This is a genomic window from Pseudoalteromonas sp. NGC95, from assembly GCF_015864705.1.
Lineage (GTDB): Bacteria > Pseudomonadota > Gammaproteobacteria > Enterobacterales > Alteromonadaceae > Pseudoalteromonas > Pseudoalteromonas arctica.
This window is the reverse complement of the sequence record NZ_JADYWR010000024.1, coordinates 41,849-60,361: the sequence shown is the minus strand read 5'-3', so window position 1 is coordinate 60,361 and position 18,513 is coordinate 41,849. Positions and strand designations below refer to the sequence as shown.

At 39.3% G+C, this 18,513-nt stretch carries 20 protein-coding genes; 10 read left to right on the top strand and 10 right to left on the bottom strand.

Annotated elements, in window-relative coordinates; genetic code table 11:
- Positions 1 to 135: 135 nt before the first annotated feature.
- The 3 genes from I6E70_RS17575 to aceK all read right to left on the bottom strand — a co-directional run bounded on the left by I6E70_RS17575 (position 136) and on the right by aceK (position 3,249).
- Positions 136 to 387 carry a DUF2999 family protein gene (locus I6E70_RS17575; protein ID WP_007582532.1) on the bottom strand — a complete coding sequence of 84 codons (252 nt, stop codon included), beginning with the start codon at positions 385 to 387 and terminating at the stop codon, positions 136 to 138.
- A 62-nt stretch (positions 388 to 449) separates the two neighbouring features.
- Entirely contained in the window at positions 450 to 1,412 is a 963-nt protein-coding gene (locus I6E70_RS17570) for a zinc-binding dehydrogenase (protein WP_197189298.1), read from the bottom strand.
- A gap of 64 nt (positions 1,413 to 1,476) precedes the next feature.
- Entirely contained in the window at positions 1,477 to 3,249 is a 1,773-nt protein-coding gene (aceK, locus tag I6E70_RS17565; RefSeq protein WP_197189297.1) for a bifunctional isocitrate dehydrogenase kinase/phosphatase, read from the bottom strand.
- Between the two features lie 117 nt (positions 3,250 to 3,366).
- Here aceK and I6E70_RS17560 point away from each other — a divergent pair, with 117 nt between their 5' ends.
- The 3 genes from I6E70_RS17560 (at position 3,367) to I6E70_RS17550 (ending at position 5,451) form a co-directional block, all read left to right on the top strand.
- Positions 3,367 to 4,314 (top strand): LysR family transcriptional regulator, encoded by a 948-nt coding sequence (locus tag I6E70_RS17560; protein ID WP_197189296.1) that lies wholly within the window; start codon positions 3,367 to 3,369, stop codon positions 4,312 to 4,314.
- A 74-nt stretch (positions 4,315 to 4,388) separates the two neighbouring features.
- Positions 4,389 to 4,595, top strand: a complete 207-nt coding sequence (locus I6E70_RS17555) for a hypothetical protein (protein ID WP_007582523.1) — start codon at positions 4,389 to 4,391, stop codon at positions 4,593 to 4,595.
- A 424-nt stretch (positions 4,596 to 5,019) separates the two neighbouring features.
- Positions 5,020 to 5,451, top strand: a complete 432-nt coding sequence (locus I6E70_RS17550) for a hypothetical protein (RefSeq protein WP_165721495.1) — start codon at positions 5,020 to 5,022, stop codon at positions 5,449 to 5,451.
- 12 nt (positions 5,452 to 5,463) lie between these two features.
- Here the strand turns inward: I6E70_RS17550 and icd are convergent, their stop codons facing one another.
- On the bottom strand, positions 5,464 to 6,732 hold the full coding sequence (gene icd / locus I6E70_RS17545) for an NADP-dependent isocitrate dehydrogenase (protein WP_197189295.1): 1,269 nt from the start codon (positions 6,730 to 6,732) through the stop codon (positions 5,464 to 5,466).
- Positions 6,733 to 6,919: 187 nt separating this feature from the next.
- Between icd and I6E70_RS17540 the strand changes: the two genes are divergently transcribed.
- Positions 6,920 to 7,723, top strand: a complete 804-nt coding sequence (locus tag I6E70_RS17540) for a M61 family metallopeptidase (RefSeq protein ID WP_197189294.1) — start codon at positions 6,920 to 6,922, stop codon at positions 7,721 to 7,723.
- On the opposite strand, the gene I6E70_RS17535 is transcribed toward I6E70_RS17540, so the two are convergent.
- Positions 7,720 to 8,271 (bottom strand): hypothetical protein, encoded by a 552-nt coding sequence (locus I6E70_RS17535; RefSeq protein ID WP_024590421.1) that lies wholly within the window; start codon positions 8,269 to 8,271, stop codon positions 7,720 to 7,722. The genes I6E70_RS17540 and I6E70_RS17535 overlap by 4 nt on opposite strands.
- Before the next feature lie 370 nt (positions 8,272 to 8,641).
- On the opposite strand from I6E70_RS17535, the gene I6E70_RS17530 reads away from it, so the two are divergent.
- Together I6E70_RS17530 and I6E70_RS17525 are read left to right on the top strand one after the other, a co-directional pair.
- Positions 8,642 to 8,809 carry a hypothetical protein gene (locus I6E70_RS17530; protein WP_002961566.1) on the top strand — a complete coding sequence of 56 codons (168 nt, stop codon included), beginning with the start codon at positions 8,642 to 8,644 and terminating at the stop codon, positions 8,807 to 8,809.
- A gap of 139 nt (positions 8,810 to 8,948) precedes the next feature.
- Positions 8,949 to 9,791: a transporter substrate-binding domain-containing protein gene (locus tag I6E70_RS17525; protein ID WP_197189293.1), complete on the top strand. Its 843-nt coding sequence runs from the start codon at positions 8,949 to 8,951 to the stop codon at positions 9,789 to 9,791.
- 84 nt (positions 9,792 to 9,875) lie between these two features.
- On the opposite strand, the gene I6E70_RS17520 is transcribed toward I6E70_RS17525, so the two are convergent.
- From I6E70_RS17520 to rnm, 5 genes are all read right to left on the bottom strand, one after another.
- Positions 9,876 to 10,457 carry a YceI family protein gene (locus I6E70_RS17520; protein ID WP_197189292.1) on the bottom strand — a complete coding sequence of 194 codons (582 nt, stop codon included), beginning with the start codon at positions 10,455 to 10,457 and terminating at the stop codon, positions 9,876 to 9,878.
- A 1-nt stretch (position 10,458) separates the two neighbouring features.
- Positions 10,459 to 11,010, bottom strand: coding sequence for a cytochrome b (locus tag I6E70_RS17515; protein WP_002961572.1), 552 nt, complete (start codon positions 11,008 to 11,010; stop codon positions 10,459 to 10,461).
- A 145-nt stretch (positions 11,011 to 11,155) separates the two neighbouring features.
- Positions 11,156 to 11,992: a segregation and condensation protein A gene (locus I6E70_RS17510; RefSeq protein WP_101163607.1), complete on the bottom strand. Its 837-nt coding sequence runs from the start codon at positions 11,990 to 11,992 to the stop codon at positions 11,156 to 11,158.
- 6 nt (positions 11,993 to 11,998) lie between these two features.
- Positions 11,999 to 12,619 (bottom strand): L-threonylcarbamoyladenylate synthase, encoded by a 621-nt coding sequence (locus tag I6E70_RS17505; protein ID WP_002961576.1) that lies wholly within the window; start codon positions 12,617 to 12,619, stop codon positions 11,999 to 12,001.
- A complete protein-coding gene (gene rnm / locus I6E70_RS17500) occupies positions 12,616 to 13,470 on the bottom strand; it encodes an RNase RNM (protein ID WP_197189291.1) in 855 nt (284 codons plus the stop codon). Before rnm ends, I6E70_RS17505 begins: the two co-directional genes overlap by 4 nt.
- 464 nt (positions 13,471 to 13,934) lie before the next feature.
- On the opposite strand from rnm, the gene I6E70_RS17495 reads away from it, so the two are divergent.
- The 4 genes from I6E70_RS17495 to trpCF are packed head-to-tail and all read left to right on the top strand — an operon-like array spanning position 13,935 to position 18,513.
- On the top strand, positions 13,935 to 15,503 hold the full coding sequence (locus I6E70_RS17495; protein WP_197189290.1) for an anthranilate synthase component 1: 1,569 nt from the start codon (positions 13,935 to 13,937) through the stop codon (positions 15,501 to 15,503).
- 1 nt (position 15,504) lies between these two features.
- On the top strand, positions 15,505 to 16,107 hold the full coding sequence (locus I6E70_RS17490) for an aminodeoxychorismate/anthranilate synthase component II (RefSeq protein WP_010554215.1): 603 nt from the start codon (positions 15,505 to 15,507) through the stop codon (positions 16,105 to 16,107).
- A gap of 11 nt (positions 16,108 to 16,118) precedes the next feature.
- Positions 16,119 to 17,156, top strand: coding sequence for an anthranilate phosphoribosyltransferase (gene trpD, locus I6E70_RS17485; RefSeq protein WP_007582496.1), 1,038 nt, complete (start codon positions 16,119 to 16,121; stop codon positions 17,154 to 17,156).
- Positions 17,149 to 18,513 carry a bifunctional indole-3-glycerol-phosphate synthase TrpC/phosphoribosylanthranilate isomerase TrpF gene (trpCF, locus tag I6E70_RS17480; protein WP_197151290.1) on the top strand — a complete coding sequence of 455 codons (1,365 nt, stop codon included), beginning with the start codon at positions 17,149 to 17,151 and terminating at the stop codon, positions 18,511 to 18,513. The genes trpD and trpCF overlap by 8 nt, the downstream gene beginning before the upstream one ends.

Here is an 18,513-nt window from a genome sequence, read left to right as displayed (position 1 = left end):
TGAGGCCGCATTTGAGTTTAGGAATGAAAACACCAAACCAAGTGCACAAAAAAAGCCAGGAGCAAAAGCTACTGGCCTTCAATTAAAACCGTCAACGTATTTTAGGACGGGACATTTTGTTTCATCACATAAAAATTATTGATTTAGTTTTTCTTTCGCTTCTTTTACTTTTTCAAAATCTAAACCAAGTTCGTCAGTCGCTTCTTTAATAAGGTGCGGTTGAGTCATTACGACTGCCATTAGTTGCTGTAGTTTTTCTGGCGGAATACCAAGCTCTTGAACAAGCGCCATTGCCATCATTGGGTTTTGAGTAAACGCTTCAAACAATGCTTTTACTTTTTCGTCGCTTACATTGTGCTCTTTAAGTATTGCTAGTATTGGATTCATTATTAAACCTTTAGTGTTTTTTATAGGGCTTAGTATATGGGCTAAACCCTAAAATTAAAGAGTTACTCTACAAGTAAAACAACTTTACCAGCATTTTCATTACGCTCTAAAATAGCATGAGCTTCGTTTGCGTCGCTCCAAGGCAATGTTTTATACAGGTTAAAGTCGTACTTTTTAGTGGCAATATCATTGTAAAAGCGTGCTACAAAGTCGTCGCGTACCTGGCGTTTAAACTCAATACTACGATTTCTAAGCGTTGAGGCATGAAACGAAATACGTTTGCGTAAAAGCGCGGCAAAATCAACTTCTGCAAAACGTCCATCTAAAAATGCAAGCATTACAATTTGGCAATCCATCGCTGCAATAGCGGCATTTTTATTTAAGTAACTCCCCGAAACAGGATCTACAATTGCATTTGCTGTTAACTCATTTGCTTTCATATATTCTACAAAGTCGGTAGTTTTGTAGTTAATTGCATGATCGGCACCGAGTTCTTTTGCGTGTTGGCATTTGTCATCCGTACCGGCAGTAATAACTACGGTAGCACCTGCGCTTTTAGCCATTTGAATTGCTGCACCGCCCACACCACTAGCACCTGCATGAATAAGCGCTGTTTGCCCTTTTTGCAATTTACCAAGCTCAAATAACGCGCCAAATGCTGTTAGGTACACTTCGCTTATTGCTGCGCCTTCAGCCATTGTTACATCATCGGGTAATTCCATAAGCTGCTTTGCATCAACGGCTACATATTCACTGTAAGCGCCACCAGAACACAAAGCAAAAACACGTTTATTAAGCCAAACTCTATCAACTTTACCACCAATATCGCTAACAACACCGGCACATTCTAAACCTAAAATAGGGCTATCTCCCGCAGGGGCCGGGTATTTACCTTGGCGCTGCATACTGTCTGCACGGTTTACACCTATTGCTGCAACTTTAACAAGTACTTCATGGCTCTTTAAAACCGGTTGTTCGGTTTCACTAAATGCAAGATTACCATCTTCATGAGAAATATATTTCATTGTTGCTCCAAGTTTAAAAACTGTAATAACATATAGATGGGGATGAACACAGATTCAAACAACCTCAAAAGCGCCAACTTTGTTTGTAAGGATAAACATCGGGTAGATAACCATTGTGTACTTGTTGCTGACAACCTTGCCAAAACGTCGCTAAAAACAAGTTACTGTGCTCATTATTAAAATAATTAAACGCAATCTCGTTGGCGCTAAAAAACACCTTAAATTGGCTCGGAAATATATCGTTTTCAGCTATATCAAAATACGAGTTACTACTTAGCTCTTCAAGTGCATTTTGGGCTTGTGGCACCTCTCTAAAGTTGCAATCGGTTAGTGGGCAAATTTCGTCAAAGTCGTAAAACACCACTCGCCCCCATCGCGTTACGCCAAAGTTTTTCATTAGCATGTCGCCCGGAAATATATTAGCACCGGCTAATTCTTTAATTGCTTTACCGTAATCATGCATAACTCTCTCTAAGGTTTTGTTATCGCATCGGGTAATATATAAATTAAGCGGGGTCATTTTACGCTCAACATAAACATGCTTTAAAATAAGTGCCTTGCCAGATATAACCATGCTGCTACCAATTTGGCTTTTCATCTGCTCAAGCAGCTTGTCGCTAAAACGGCTTAAATCAAACGCTAAATATCTAAATTCGTGTGTATCTACCAAACGACCAACCCTATCGGCTTGTTTTACAAAGTTATACTTTTCTTTCACTTGTGCTTTGGTAGCTTTTTTTGGCGCACTAAATTTGTCTTTAATTACTTTATAAACGTAATCTAGCCCTTCAATAGTAAATACCAGCATTACCATCCCCGGCGTCCCTGGTGCTGTAACATACTTGAAGTTGGCTGGGCTATTTTTAGTCGTATCAACCTTGTGCCGATAAAACTCAGTTTTGGCGTGCTTTATAAAACCAATGGCGTTAAATAACTCAAAGCGTTGTTTATGTGGTATTAACACACTTAAGTAATCTACATAACGAGCGGGCTTATCGGTATCAACCATAAAATAGGTGCGTGCAAAACCAAATAATAAACTTAATTGATCGGCGCCCATCATTACAGCATCAAGCTTTAGTCCCTCATCGGTATTTAAAATAGCGATAGCAAAAGGCATATTGTCGCCATTTTTAGCAATGCAGCGCCCAATTAAATAACAGGCTTTGTTTCTAAAAAATAATGAGTTGGCGTATTCAATATACCCATCGTTTAAATTTATAAGTTCGTACACCTGTTTGCATTGCTGCTTAGCGCCTTGCATTAACGTACTTTGTAATGTGGCTACATCGCGTTCTAAATGACTAAACGGCACTCTAAATACTTGATTAGTGATAAGCGTTTTAACGGCGTTATTAAACCCATTATGTAGCGATACCCTGCTCACTAAGCTTTCATAAGAGCGCGGCTCACTACGGTACTTTGCTTTTAATACAAACAAATGCACAGTACGAATTTTTTTATCGTCCCAAATTGCGCCAAACGTTGAGTTAAAAAAGGTATGCGCAATAGGTTTATTTTCGTGATTTTCTACCATATCGCCGTAAATATTTTTAGCTAACTGCCACGTTTGCGGGCAAGTAAGTTCAGCATAAGCAATAACTCTGACGGCTTCACTCACGTTTTTAACTTCGCGCTCATACACCTGTAAACGTTCACGCATAGCACTTTGTACACTGTGATACTGTCGTTGTTCAAAACGGCTTTGTGCACCCAGTGTAATATTTAAAAATTGCGAAAACATCGCCTCAAATCCAGCAAAAACAGATCGTGAAAGCTTACTGGCTACAACGTGTTGTAGCGCATTATTAGATTGATTTGTTAGCTTATTTTGCATAAATACAGCACTTATATTGATGCCAGTTATGGCGGTTATTTTTTATTAATGGTTTACACCTTAGCAAGCAGGCTTTAATTTAGATAATTAATAAAGCATATAATTTAAATTGATCATATGAATATAAGAAATGTCGATCTTAACCTTCTCGTTTATTTAAATGTGTTAATAGATGAAAAAAGTGTTTCAAAAGCTGCAAATAAACTCGCGCTTACTCAACCGGCTATGAGTAACGCATTAAAACGTTTGCGCGATTTATTTGACGACCCACTACTTGTGCGTGCCGCAGGCTCTATGACGCCAACGGCAAAGGCACTTTCATTAAAGCCTGAAGTTGAGGCCCTATTAAAAATGGCTGAAGCTATTACGCAACCTAGTGAGCAGTTTAACCCTACAACTGCTGAAGTTACGTTTAGAATAATGGCAAACGACTATATAGAGTCGACCTTAATAGCCCCTTTTATAACTGCGCAGCTTAGTAAAAATCCCGGTATTAATTTTGATGTATTAAGCCCAAGCGACGTAAACCTGCAAGACATGGAAAAAGGCACTATTGATTTAGCAATAAACCGCTTTAATGGCCTACCACGCTCGTTTCATCAAGCCAGTGTATGGCGCGATAATTACTGTTGTTTAACCCATCCTAAAAATACATTTTTACAACAATCAGGGTTAGACGACTACTTACAAAAAGAACATATTTGGGTAAACCGTGCAGGCTGGGGACCAGAGGCCGCTGTTACTAATAAATCAGGTAAGCAAAAATTAGGCTGGGTAGACGAAGCCCTTTGGCAACTAGAACAAACCCGTAAAATACGTGTTTTTACTCGCCACTACATGGTCGCAAGCCTGCTTTGCCAATCAGAGCAACTTATTGCCACTCTACCGCGCAGGCAAGCTAAGTTATTAACTTCTCATACTGATTTAGTAATCAGCCCTGTACCATTTCAAATAGTGCCTATTGAAGTAAAAATGATATGGAGCCCACTGCTGCACCATGCCCCTGCACACCAATGGTTAAGACGTGAGTTATTAGCGTTTGCTAAAACGATTGCAGATAGATAAATTAAATACAGATATGTTGAGTTATAAGTTTCGAACAAGCTCGGTTTTATACAATAACTTCAAATGGAGAAAAAATGGATAGTGCATCAATAATTGCGTGGAGTGTTTTGTTTGGCGGCATAGGTATTGGCTACCTTACTTACGGGCGAAGAAAAAAAGCCGTAGTGCCACTTTGTATTGGTTTGTCATTATTGGTTTTTCCGTACTTTATGACCAGTGTTAGCATGCTACTGATTGTAGGCGCTATTTTAGTGGCCATTCCCTACTTTGTTAAAATTTAACATTACCATTGTTATTGCTATTGTGACGGCTAAATAAAATACACGCGAAAAATAAAAAAGCGCCACGGTATTCAACTTTGGGAAAATACCGTGGCGCTTTTGGAAATCGTCGATATAGGAATCTACCTACAGCGTATTACTAGCAAGCTTAGTACCAACTTCATAAAATAATTAAAATTCAATAAAAACAATTAACTAAGATTCCTTCTTTATTCCTCAACTCCTCCCCTTGTTCCAGTTTTGTGCACACTTTCACCGCATTGCACCAAATTAATTAGTATTATTTAGATATGTTTTCTTTTTTTTATTTAGTTTTAAAACTTACTATTGATAAAATCAATATCAGTTATTGAAAACAACAATTTTATTAATAATACACTTAACGCTAGAGTGAAGTTAAGCCAACAAACTAAGAGTAATTATTATGACAACAGCTTCTTTCACACGCCAAGACGGATTATTCATCGATGCTAACTTACATCAGTACATTGAAGAGCAGTTATGCACTAAAGCTAACACCACTGAAACTTACCAAGCGTTAGCTACTTTAGTTGATGAGTTTGGTTGCAAATGCCGTAAAACAAAGCATCAACCAGATGATGTATTAGAAGTTGATACATTATTAAACGCATACCAACTTAAAAATCATCCACTTTGCCATGTTGATGCACAAACTACGGAAGCCGTTTTAGACGAATATTGCTGCCAGGTTCCTGCAATTATTGTTGTTGCGTTAATGGATACGCTTAGTGGTACGCAGTGCGATGAACCCCAAGCACATGAGATTTACCATCGTGCAGCGCAGTTAACCAACCGCCCTTGTATGCACAGAGTAAAAACTGCCTCAGCAGCTTAATAATGGATGTATTTAAAAGTGCTCGATAACCTTCTTTGCAAAGCCAGTACAAGTTAAGGTTGTCGAGTTATGAATACTTGAGTTATCGCTCTGCTCTTGCGCTAAATCAAAGGTTACTTCACCGCTTTTAAATGTTTGCTCTAACGCATTTTCTATGAGTAATGCGGCTTCGTCCCACCCCATAAATTTAAGCATTAATACCGCACTTAAAATACTACTGCTGGGGTTTGCTTTATTTTGCCCTGCTATACGTTCAAACGTGCCGTGTGTAGGCTCAAAAAATGCGACATCGTTATTTAAATTTGCAGCAGGCATTATGCCAACACCACCAACTTGTGCACTGAGCATATCCGCTAAAAAGTCACCATTTTGATTAGTCGTCACCACTACATCAAATTGCTCTGGATGCATTAAACATTGTTGCAGCATGTTGTCAGCTATGACTTCTTTAATAATTAAGGGCGCTTGGTGTGCTCGCTCTATTTGCAACCAACGCCCATTTTCATGTGCAGTGGCATTAAACTCGTTTTGTGCAAGTGCAAACCCCCAACGCTTAAATGCCCCATCGGTAAATTTAAGTACATTACCTTTGTGTACTAGCGTTAATGATTCACTATCGTTTTTAAGTGCATAGTTAATTGCAAAGCGCATTAATCGCTCAGAGCCTTCTTTAGATATATTTTTAATACCAATTCCACACTCTTGTGAAAACCTTAGGCGGGTTACGCCCATTTCCTCACATAAAAAATCGAGCATTTTTTCGCTTTCTACACTGCCTGCTTGCCACTCAATACCTGAGTACACGTCTTCGCTACTATCACGAAGAACTGTTATGTTTGTTAAAAAAGGGTTTTTTAAAGGAGAAGGGAGTGCACTAAAGCCTTTTATAGTGCGCATATTTACAAACAAATCCATTTCTTGCCTGAGTGCGACATTAAGAGATCGAAAACCACCACCTAGTGGTGTGGTTAACGGCCCTTTTATGGCAATTTTACAGGCACGTACCGCGTTAATTGTTTCTTGTGGAAACCAATCACCGTCATACAGCTTTGCGGCCTGCTCGCCATTATAAACCTGCATCCAATGAATTTTCCGTGCGCTTTTATAACAATGCTCAATTGCACTATCAACAACATGGCGCATTACCGGCATAACATCTAGACCCACGCCATCGCCATCAATAAAAGCAATGATAGGTTCTAACGGTATTTGCCAGTGTCCTTGTGAATCAATAGTGATATTTTGGCCGTGCTCAGGAACGTGAATATGCTGATACGTCATGGCTAAACCTAACTTAAAATAACGATTAATTGATTAAACCATGCTTAGCTAGGAGTGTCTGTATTTGTGCTTTTATAGTTACTATCATTTTAAAAAATAAAGAATTAGGCGTGATTATTTATCCATTTAGTTGGTCTTGTATATTAGAATTTTCGTACCAATTATTAAATTACAGTGGAGCATTTTAATGAAATTCTTTTTTGTACTGCTACTATTAATCAGCTCTTTTAACGCATTAGCCGTTGAAGTAGTCATACATAACCTTAGCTCGCTCTCAAGTAATGCTCAAAATACGGTGTCTATATGGGTTAATCAAAGTGTTGAAAAAACACAAAATACACTGGGACCTTTAAAACAAACCACATTGCCTATTTATTTAAAACCGCAATACTTTGCTTTTGAGCCTGTACCTTGGGCTACAGTTAAGCGCAATAACCCCGATGGGCTTGAACTTCATATAGATCGCTATGCCAGTTTAAATGCATTCACTAAAGATTGGACGCTATACCATGAACTTTCACATTTATATTTGCCGCTACTTCCCTACTCCGGTTTTTGGCTTAGCGAGGGTTTTGCCAGTTATATGCAAAACGTAATAATGCGTGACAGCGGTATAATTACCCAGCCGCAATTTGTACAACGTTTAAATGCAGGATTTGATCGTGCCCGCCTGCAAACTAAAACTAAAACACAGCCACTTAATAAGCTCTCTGCCGATATGTGGAAACAACGAGCCCAGCAACGTGTTTATTGGACGGGTGCGGCTTTTTTTGCACAGGCCGATTTGAAGCTACAAAAACAAGGTTTATCTGTCGCGGGTATAATAAAACAGTATCAAGTATGCTGTAGACCCGCTCGCTCTAGTGCTAAAACCTTTATAAAAGAGTTAGATAAGCTATCCGGTAGTAGCGTTTTTACAACGCTGTATGCAAAATATAATACCCGCACCGATTTTCCTGATATTAGTAAAGATCAGCTAAACACGCTTTAACGGCTGCTCTGTTTTATATAGTTACTATATTCAACAAGCCCTTGCGCGTTAAAATTGGTTGAGTACTCGTTCATAAAACCATGCAAAAAATTGGTTTTATAGCACTTAACATTCGCTTTGGTGCTTAAAGCTTTAATAACTTCATCAACATTAAAGTGACTCTCACTTGCTGGAAATATGAACTCACAGGGTACTTTTGCGCTTAAATTTAAATTATGTCTAATTTGCGACGGATAAAAGCCAATTAACTTTTTAAGGTGTGTATTGCCTGTTAATAACTGTGCCCGCCATGCTGCACTTGCCCCTGCACTAAAAGCAATACACGTCGTTGGCAATTTTAAACTCTCAAAGCATTTTTGAAGTTTGTCGGTGTATTTATCATGGCCACACTGCTGTATAAAATTGTTGTAACTATCTTGTTCACTTTCAATAGCTTGAAACTTGTTATTGTAAGGGTCAACAATCACCAAATTTGAACTAATTGCCTGTGATAACCTCCTTAAAGCAGGGGTTAAACCATAAATATCACTCACTATTAGGTAATTCATACTTATCCTTTGGTAACTAAAAATTGGCTTTGTAAGCAGTTGATAAGATTTATTATAAATATTTTTACAAAAATAGCTTGCACACAATTTATATATAAGTTACCTTCCCTCTCTGGTTTAAAGAAACCGCCGCGGTTAACCATTTACCCTGATCCAGTAAGCCCCGCAAAACGTATATTTGAAAGCTAAGTTATTGTACGGCGAGAACCCCTTGAATAATACCGAGATGATTTTTTACTATCATCGCAAAAGTGTCATAAAGATCGTCAACACTGTAATGAAGCTAAACACAACATCGTTAATTTATTAACTGCAATTTGCTATAAAAATATAGCGCAGAATAAATAACAAGAATAAAGTGAGTTTTATTATGTCTTATAAATATAATGGGTCTATGATCCAAATCGCACATCCAGTGCAATCAATTTCAGTAAACAAACATCGTGTAATCTTTAGTGATACACAAGGTTTAAAAAATGCATTGTTTCAAAAAGCGAGTGATGCACGCCAGTTTGTTAAGTGGCTAAAAGCTAACTAAGCAACACATAACTTTAATTGCCCTTTTATTATTGCAATTATTGATAAGATATTATGCCAGCCTCGTTGCTGGCATTTTACTTTTTAGCTCTTTATTGGTTACAATAGTTTTACAATAATAATTACTGGCAGCTGTTGTAATGCTCCGTATATTTTTAACTTTCTTACTTTTTTTCTGTCTGACCTCAATAGGCAATGCTAGAACCATAAACTGGCTAGCGCACGACTTTGCACCCTATTATATTTTAAATGGTCAATATCAACACCAAGGCCGTGACGAAAGCATAATTTCATTACTTGAAAAACAACTTCCTAATATTACCTTTAACCGCATGCTTATCCCTTCAGGTAAAGTAATCCAAGAGCTATCTAATACTTCAAATAATGTTTGTGCGTTATCGCTTTATAAAAATGATTACAGAAAAGAGCATATTTATTTTACAGAGGAGAGCTCAACAACGGGCCTCTCGCCTTCAATAGCAATGCACAAAAGACTCGCCAAAGCGCTAAATATAGCGGAATCAAAAGAAGTATCACTATTAGATTTAATACAAGATAAAAAACTAACTCTTGGGATCTCTATGAGCCGCTCTTATGGCCAAGAGATAGATACATTGATAAACAGTACGCCTAATATAGATTTAGTAATTAGACCCACTCGCGATAGCCTAGCGAGCCTCACATATATGCTTAACCTAAAACGAATTGATATTTTGCTGGGTTACCCAAGCGAGCATTACTATTTAGCTAAATCAATGCACTTTGAAGAGAACTTAACGCAGCGTCCATTAACCGAATCACCCGCGTTAAGTTATGGTTTTATTGGCTGTACTAAAAACGAGCAAGGCGCAGAAGACATTGCTATTCTTAATGAGCAGCTTAAAGTTATTAAAAAAATGCAGGCTTATAATGATTTACTCATGCGCTGGTTGCCCGAGCATTTAAGGCCGCTATTACAGTCACGTATTAATAGCGCAAAATAAGCAAATTCGAAGTCGCTTAATTTGAGTTTCTGTTAAGCAAAAAAAACGCCATAGTAAGTGGCGTTTTTATATTTAATAATGGTATTACTGACGAACGCCTTCTATTGATAAAATAATATCAACATGAGTAGATGCAGGTCCTAAGTTGTAATCAATACCGTAATCGGTAAGTTTAAGGCTGGTTTCGCCCTCAAAACCTACGCGGTAGCCGCCCCACGGATCTTTACCTTCGCCCACTTTATCTATTTCAAAGGTAATAGTGTTTGTTACGCCGTGCAGCGTAAACTCACCGGTTACATCAGCCTCTTCGGCGTCTTCATCAAATTTAATACTCGTGCTTTTAAATGTCGCTTTTGGGTATTTATCTACATTTAAAAAATCTTTACCATGTAAATGCTTATCGCGCTCTGCATGGTTAGAGTCAAGGCTTGTGGTATCAATGTTTACCATAATTTTTGACGCATCAGGGTTTTTAGCATCGAAACTAAATGTGCCGTCAAAAGTATTAAAACGACCATATAACCAGCTGTAACCTAAGTGTTTAATTTTAAAGTTAACAGATGCATGCCCGCCTTTTGTATCAATTACATAATCAGCTGCATTGGCGGCTGTTGCCGATAACATCATTGCAGCCGAAACGGCTGTGCTTACTAATAATTTTTTCATTTTAATCATCCTTTAATGGTTTGATCATTCTAATTAAGGTTTTATCTTTATCGATAAAGTGATGTTTTAACGCCCCTAGTGCATGCAATACTGCAAACCCTATTAATGTGCACGCACCATAATAATGTACTTTTCCTGCAATATCGGCTTGGTCATCAAAAGCAAAATCAAGCGCTGATACGTTAAATAAGGTAAACACTTCTATTGGACGTCCGTCTGCGGTTGATATTAAATACCCAGCAACAACAATAACGGCCAAAATAATATACATAGCAATATGCGCAGTATGTGCTAATTGGTTCATGCCTTTACTCTCACCTAATGGTTTAGGTTGTGTAGATAAAGCACGCCATAAAATTCTAAATAAAAATACGGCCACAAGCGTAATACCAATACTCTTATGTAAATCGAGTGAGCCTTTATACCAGCTATCGTAATAAGTAAGCTCAACCATATATAAACCTAAACCAAACAGGCCAAAAATAGTCAGTGCCATGAGCCAATGTAAAATAATGGCGACAAGTCCGTAAGATGAAGGTGTATTTTTAAACATGTGTAACTTCCTATAATGCTATGACGTTACAATATAGTGCACAGCCGTAAATGAAAATAACATTTACAAACACTTTACGTGCGTATACGCACAGAACTTTATTATTTAAAGTCAGTTTTGCAAATAGATGATTAAACAGATAAGTTTATAGGGTGGATTGTTCGCTTAAGCTGACATAAATTAAGCTCTCAGGGCTTACTTGCAAACAGGTAACAAGTCCTTCTTTAATAAGCTCAAGCATAGCTATAAAACTAACCACTACACCACTTCGCCCTTCATTTGGGGTAAAAAGCGCATTAAATACCAATGCCGAGTTTGCTTGCGATAGTTGCTGTAATATTTGGCTCATTCTCTCTCGGGTTGAGAGTACTTCGGCAGTAATTTGATGATGCTCAAACGTTTTTGCTCGCGCCATTACATCACTCAACGCCAGCATTAAGTCTTTAAGTTCAATATCGGGGAGATTTTGACTTGTATCTTCACTTATTGGCATAGCGGCATGCGCTATAAAAATATCACGACCAACACGGGGAATATCGTCGAGGTTTTCGGCGGCTTGTTTAAACAGCTCATACTCTTGCAGGCGTTTAATAAGCTCAGCGCGAGGATCTTCTTCCTCTTCAAGCTCTTCATGTACAGGTAATAATAAGCGCGACTTAATTTGCGCAAGTAACGCAGCCATTACTAAATATTCGCCAGCAAGTTCGAGCTGAAACTCGGTCATCATTTCAACGTAACTTACGTACTGCTCTGTAATACTAAAAATAGAAAGTTCGAGCACATCAAGCTTATGCTTTTTAATTAAATAAAGCAGTAAATCGAGCGGGCCTTCAAAGGTTTCTAATATTATTTCGAGCGCGTCAGGTGGAATGTATAAATCTTCTGGTTTGTCTACAACCGCTTTACCATGCAAAAAAGCCAGTGGCAGCTTTTGCTGCACTGGCTTTTCACTATTTTTTGTATTTGCAGTGCTTTCGCTCATTACTTATTATTCAAATGGGCTTGTATCACCACAGCCAACACGCAAAATCTTGACTTCATCTTCCGACAAATCGATTACCGTGGTTGCTTGCTCGGCTAAGTGGCCACCGTGAATAATTAAATCAACGTGTTTATCTAATCGCTCTAATATTTCATCAGGATCTGATTCTGTAAACTGCTGACCTGGTAAAATTAAAGAACACGACATTAACGGCTCACCAAGTTCGGCAAGCAATGCACAAGCAATTGGGTGTTCAATTACACGCATGCCAATGGTTTTTTTCTTGTCGTTTAATAAACGTTTAGGGACTTCTTTTGTGCCTTTAAAAATAAAGGTATAAGGCCCTGGCGTATTATTTTTAATGAGTCTAAATAGCTGGTTATCTACGCGTGCATAAGTAGATAACTCCGATAAATCACGACAAACTAGCGTAAAATTATCGTTTTTTTCAATACCACGAATACGCTCTATGCGCTCTTTGGCTTGCTTGTTACCAATATTACAACCGATGGCGTAGCCCGAATCTGTTGGATAAACAACAACGCCGCCTTGTTTAATAATATCAACGGCTTGACTAATTAATCTCGGTTGCGGGTTATCAGGATGAATATGAAATAATTGACTCATGTTAATGCCCCTTCTTCTCCTTCCCAAGCTTGCCAAACACCTTGGCAGTCTTTAGGTAGGTATAAATTTTTGCCAAGCTCTAAATAGCTTGTCGGAAAATGAAAATCAGACCCTTGTGAGCAAAGTAATTCGTACTCACGACTGAGTTCACCTAAAAATTGACGTTCGCTTGGCGCCTGTTGAGGTTGTGCAACTTCCATTGCGTCCCCTCCTACACTTTTAAATTCTACTAATAACTTACGTAGCCACTTATTTGACATTTGATAGCTACTTGGGTGCGCAAGTACCGCAACACCACCAGCGGCATGAATAGTCTCAATGGCAGTTTGCATAGTGCACCAGCAGCTTGGTACGTAGCCTGTTTTGCCACGCCCTAAGTACTTTTTAAAAACACCCGGAAAATTTTTGGCAACGCCGCGCTCTATTAATGCGCGTGCAAAATGGGCGCGTGTGATTTGCGCGTCTTTTGCCAGCTCTTTAGCTTGCTCGTAAATGCCATCAAAGCCATTTTTTGCAAGGCGAACACCAATCTCTAGTGCACGCTCTTCTCGCTTTTGCTGCTGAGCTGATAATAAAGAGGTAAGGTCAATATTATTAATATCAATATTTAAACCTACAATATGAATTTCGAAGCTTTCCCATTTAGTAGACACTTCGGTACCCGTTATCAATGAAAGCGGTAAGTTTTCGGTTTTAATAAATTGCTGCGCAGGCTTAATAGCCGCCACAGTGTCATGATCGGTAATAGCAAACACATCAATATTTTTATCAACAGCGCGATGCAATAATTCTTCAACCGTTAAACGCCCGTCTGAATGTGTGGTATGGCTATGTAAATCATATTTTATCAAAAGAAAACTGCTTAAAATTAAGGGTTACTGGTGTTTATGTAAGTATAACAACTTTTTTGACTAAATTGTTTTAAATAAACACTTGACACAAAAGCATAAGATACGTTTTACTGTAGCCACTTTCAGACACATTAAGAATTAACAATAATGATCAATTCAAACTTAAACACTATTTGGTGGTGGCACTCGTAATTATCGGGTGATGAATTGTCGTGTCTAACAAAAATTCAAAACCCGCAACTATGCGGGTTTTTTTATAACTAAATTTTACGAAACGTATACGTTAAAAATATTTAATAAATTTTGAGGCAGAAAAACATGAATAACGGTCTTACTCTTACACATCGTTGGTGGTGGCGCCTGATATAGCGGGACGGTAATGATCTGTTTGTAATTTAGATATCGTTATTCAAACCCCGCATTGCTAAAGCACTGCGGGGTTTAATTTTTTGAGGGAATGAGGTTTGATTTTTAGTCATATAACTACCACACCAGGCGAAGTAACAAGCATAACGCAAGTGCGCGACTATATTAGTAGCCCTCTTGCATTATACGCGGCACTTGATAAGCCTAACTCACTACTGCTTGAATCGGCTGAAATTGATTCTAAAGACAGTGTAAAAAGTTTAATTTTAGTCGACTGTGCCCTACGCATTGTATGCCAAGGTAAAACAGTCACTATTACTGCTCAATCTAATAATGGGCAACAACTACTAAGCTACTTGCAGGCAAATGTTAAAAGCTGTAACGCAACCTTAGACGGTGCAACACTTACCCTTTGTTATTTAGACACTAGCGGCGATACTGACGAAGCGAGTAAGCTAGTTGCAGATAATGCATTTAGCGCTCTGCGAACTTGTATTAACAGTATTAAAAGCACAACTAACAATCCGTTTTCGGTATTTTTAGGCGGTGTATTTGCCTACGATATGGTAGCAAACTTTGAGCAGTTAAGTGATGTACCTGATGGCGAAAACACCTGCCCAGATTACGTATTTTATTTAGCCGAAACCTTAGTTGTTATTGATCATCAAAAACAAACAACCGAACTCATTGGTAATGTATTTAACGGCCCTGACGTACATGCAAATTGCTTTGAAGTAGGCAAAGAGCTAGAGCGATTAAATACACTGTGCGATAACGCCTCAGAATTTAGTGCGGATATGCAAAGTGGCGAATGTGAGGTAAGCGTTGATATAGACGATGACACTTACTGCGAGCAAGTAGTTAAGCTTAAAAAGAATATTGTAGACGGTGATATTTTTCAGGTAGTGCCGTCGCGTACATTTTCACTACCTTGTCCTGATCCTCTGCACGCTTATAGCCAGCTTAAAAAGCAAAACCCAAGTCCGTATATGTTTTATATGCGCGATGAAGACTTTGCTTTATTTGGCGCATCGCCTGAGTCAGCACTTAAATACACAGTGCAATCTCAGCAAGTTGAAGTATACCCAATTGCTGGCACTCGCCCACGTGGCAAATTTGCTAATGGGCAAATAAATCCAGACCTAGACAGCCGCATTGAGCTTGAACTTAGAAACGATCAAAAAGAACGCGCCGAGCATTTAATGCTTGTCGATTTAGCCCGTAACGACGTAGCCCGCATTAGTGTTGCAGGTACGCGTTTTGCCAAAGAGCTATTAAAAGTAGACCGCTATTCACAAGTAATGCATTTAGTGTCACGCGTTGTTGGCACACTAAAACCCGAGCTTGATGCACTGCATGCTTACCAAGCGTGTATGAACATGGGCACGCTTGTTGGTGCACCAAAGGTTCGTGCTGCTGAGCTTGTTCGTCAAACTGAAGGTAAGCGCCGTGGCAGCTATGGCGGCGCAGTAGGTTACTTAACCGGTGATGGCGCAATGGATAGCTGTATTGTTATTCGCTCAGCTTTTGTTAAAAATAACAAAGCGTATGTGCAAGCAGGTGCCGGTGTGGTGTTTGACTCAGATCCTATTTCAGAAGCAAACGAAACTCGCGCTAAAGCACAAGCGGTTATCACCGCCATAAAATCTACCTATAAGGCGGTATAAAATGAGTAAAGCGAATCCTATTAAAATCTATTTTTTAGATAACTTTGACTCATTTACATATAACCTTGTTGATGAGCTAACGATGCTTGGCTGCGAACTGGTTGTTTACAGAAACAACATTAGCGCTGAGGTTATTTTTAACAAAATGCGCCAAGAGCAAGGCCAAGTGCTATTAGTACTCTCGCCTGGTCCTGGCACACCAAGCGATGCGGGCTGTTTAATGGAGCTTATTGAGCTCTCTAAAGGCCACTTCCCAATGCTAGGCATTTGTTTAGGCCAACAAGCATTAACACAAAGTTACGGTGGAGTAATCGGTCACGCGGGTGAAACCGTACATGGTAAGTCTTCAATTATTAATTTAGGCGAGCATCCTGTATTTGATGGTATGGGCAATACAATGCCTGTAGCACGTTACCATTCATTAATGGCAACAAAGGTGCCTGATAATATTGAGGTTATTGCCCAGTATGAAGATATCCCTATGGCTATTTATCATCATGGTGACAACGCATTGGGTTACCAGTTTCATCCAGAATCAATACTAACGCCAAACGGCGCAATGCTACTCCAGCAAAGTGTCGCTTACTTAACACGCGCTAAATAAAAGAGGACATTATGAGTACACAACCAGAACAACCCATAAATGTTCAACACGCGATTGAGCAACTAATTACTGGGCAATCATTAAGCTACGCAGACGCCAAAGCACTTTTTGATGAAATAATGCAAGGTAATATGAGTGAAATTGAGCTAACCGCCCTACTTATAAGCCTTAAAATTAAAGGCGAAGTAAGCGACGAAATTGCAGGCGCTGCAGCCTCTATGCGCGAAAACGCCGTTGCTTTTACTACCAGCAGTACGCAACTTGCCGATAGCTGTGGCACTGGTGGCGATGGTTCAAACACAATTAATATAAGTACAACGGCTGCAATTGTTGCCGCTGCTGCCGGTATTAACATGGTAAAACATGGTAATCGCAGTGTATCGAGTAATTCAGGCTCAGCCGATTTACTCAAAGCCCTGGGCATTAATATAGATATGAGCCCAGAGCAAGCAGCAAAATGTCTTGAGCAAACCAATTTTACCTTTTTGTTTGCACCGCACTATCACAGTGGCGTACGCCATGCGATGGGCGTACGAACATCGCTTAAAACACGCACTATTTTCAATATTTTAGGTCCGCTTGCTAACCCTGCTGCACCTGAAGTGCAATTGTTAGGTGTGTATAACGAAGCGTTGTGTATGCCAATGGCACAAACACTTAAAACCCTTGGCACAAAGCGCGCTATGATTGTTCACGGCTCGGGCACTGACGAAATAGCCCTACACGGCCCAACAACGGTAGTTGAGCTAAATAATGGCGAGATTACGCAGTACACACTAAACCCAAGCGACTTCGACCTTGCAAACTATTCACTTGAACAACTCGCTGGTGAAGGCCCACAATACAACGCAAATGCTAGCCTCGCCATCTTGCAAGGCAAAGGCACAGATGCACATAATGCTGCTATTGTGGTTAACGTAGCTGCCCTTTTATACCTAACAGGTAAAGCAGAAACGTTAAAAGAAGGGGCAAAACAAGTACAAACATTATTAAGTTCAGGGCAAGCCATGAACACACTAAGTGCAATTATTGAGGTAAGTAATGGCTAATGTATTAGACAAAATTGTTGCTGATAAAAAATTAGAACTAATTGAGAGAAAAGCTGCACGTCCGCTTGAAAGCTTTAAGTATCTTGCAGTGCCTACAAGTCGTAGCTTTTATAAAGCACTTGCAGCACCTGGCACTCAGTTTATTTTAGAGTGTAAAAAAGCATCGCCTTCAAAAGGGTTAATTAGAAACCCATTTGATTTAACTGAAATCACATCAGTTTATAAAAAATACGCTACCTGCATGAGTGTGTTAACTGATGCTAAATATTTTCAAGGCAGTTTTGATTATCTTGAATTTGTGCGCAGCCAAGTAGAACAACCGCTTATCTGTAAAGACTTTTTTATAGATGAGTACCAAGTGTACATGGCACGTATTTATGGCGGTGATGCTATATTACTGATGCTTTCGGTACTCGATGACGAAAGCTATAAAGCACTGCATGCTGTTGCCGATTCACTTAATATGTCGGTGTTAACCGAAGTAAGTAATGAAGAAGAAGTACACCGCGCACTTGCGCTTGATGCACAAATTATTGGTATTAATAACCGCGATTTACGCGATTTAAGCACCGACTTAGCCACTACTGAAAAACTACGAAAGCTTATTCCGGCTGATAAAGTGGTTATTTCGGAATCGGGTATTTACACCCATCAAGACGTAAAACGTTTAGCTCCTCTATGCGATGGCTTTTTAATTGGCAGCTCACTTATGGGCGAGCGTGATTTAGAGCAAGCATGTCGCCGTGTTATTTTAGGTGACAATAAAGTATGTGGTTTAACACGTAGCCAAGATGCACAAGCGGCATATCAAAACGGTGCTGTTTATGGTGGTTTAATTTTTCATCCTAAATCGCCTCGCTATGTCGATTTAGATTGTGCAAGAGAGCTGAGCCAAAGCGCACCACTTAACTTTGTTGGTGTATTTGTAGATGCCCCCATTGAGCAAGTTGCTCAATACGCAAGTGTGCTAAAATTAGCTGCAGTTCAATTACATGGCCAAGAAAGTGACGATTACATTGCTGCGCTGCGTACACAACTTCCAACTAATTGCGAAATTTGGAAAGCCCAAGCAATAAAAGATGCATTGCCAACGCCTGTAAATGGGGTTGATCGACACCTTTACGATACGCACAGTGATACACAAGCTGGCGGTACTGGTAAAGCATTTGATTGGTCGGTGCTTAGCGGCGCAACTACACCATTTATGCTCGCTGGAGGCTTAAATCCAGACAATATTAAAGATGCGCTTTTTAAAGGTGCCTTAGGCCTTGATTTAAACTCAGGCGTTGAAGAATCTGCGGGTAAAAAGTGCCCTAACAAATTACATAATGCTTTTACAAGCATCAGAAATTATTGA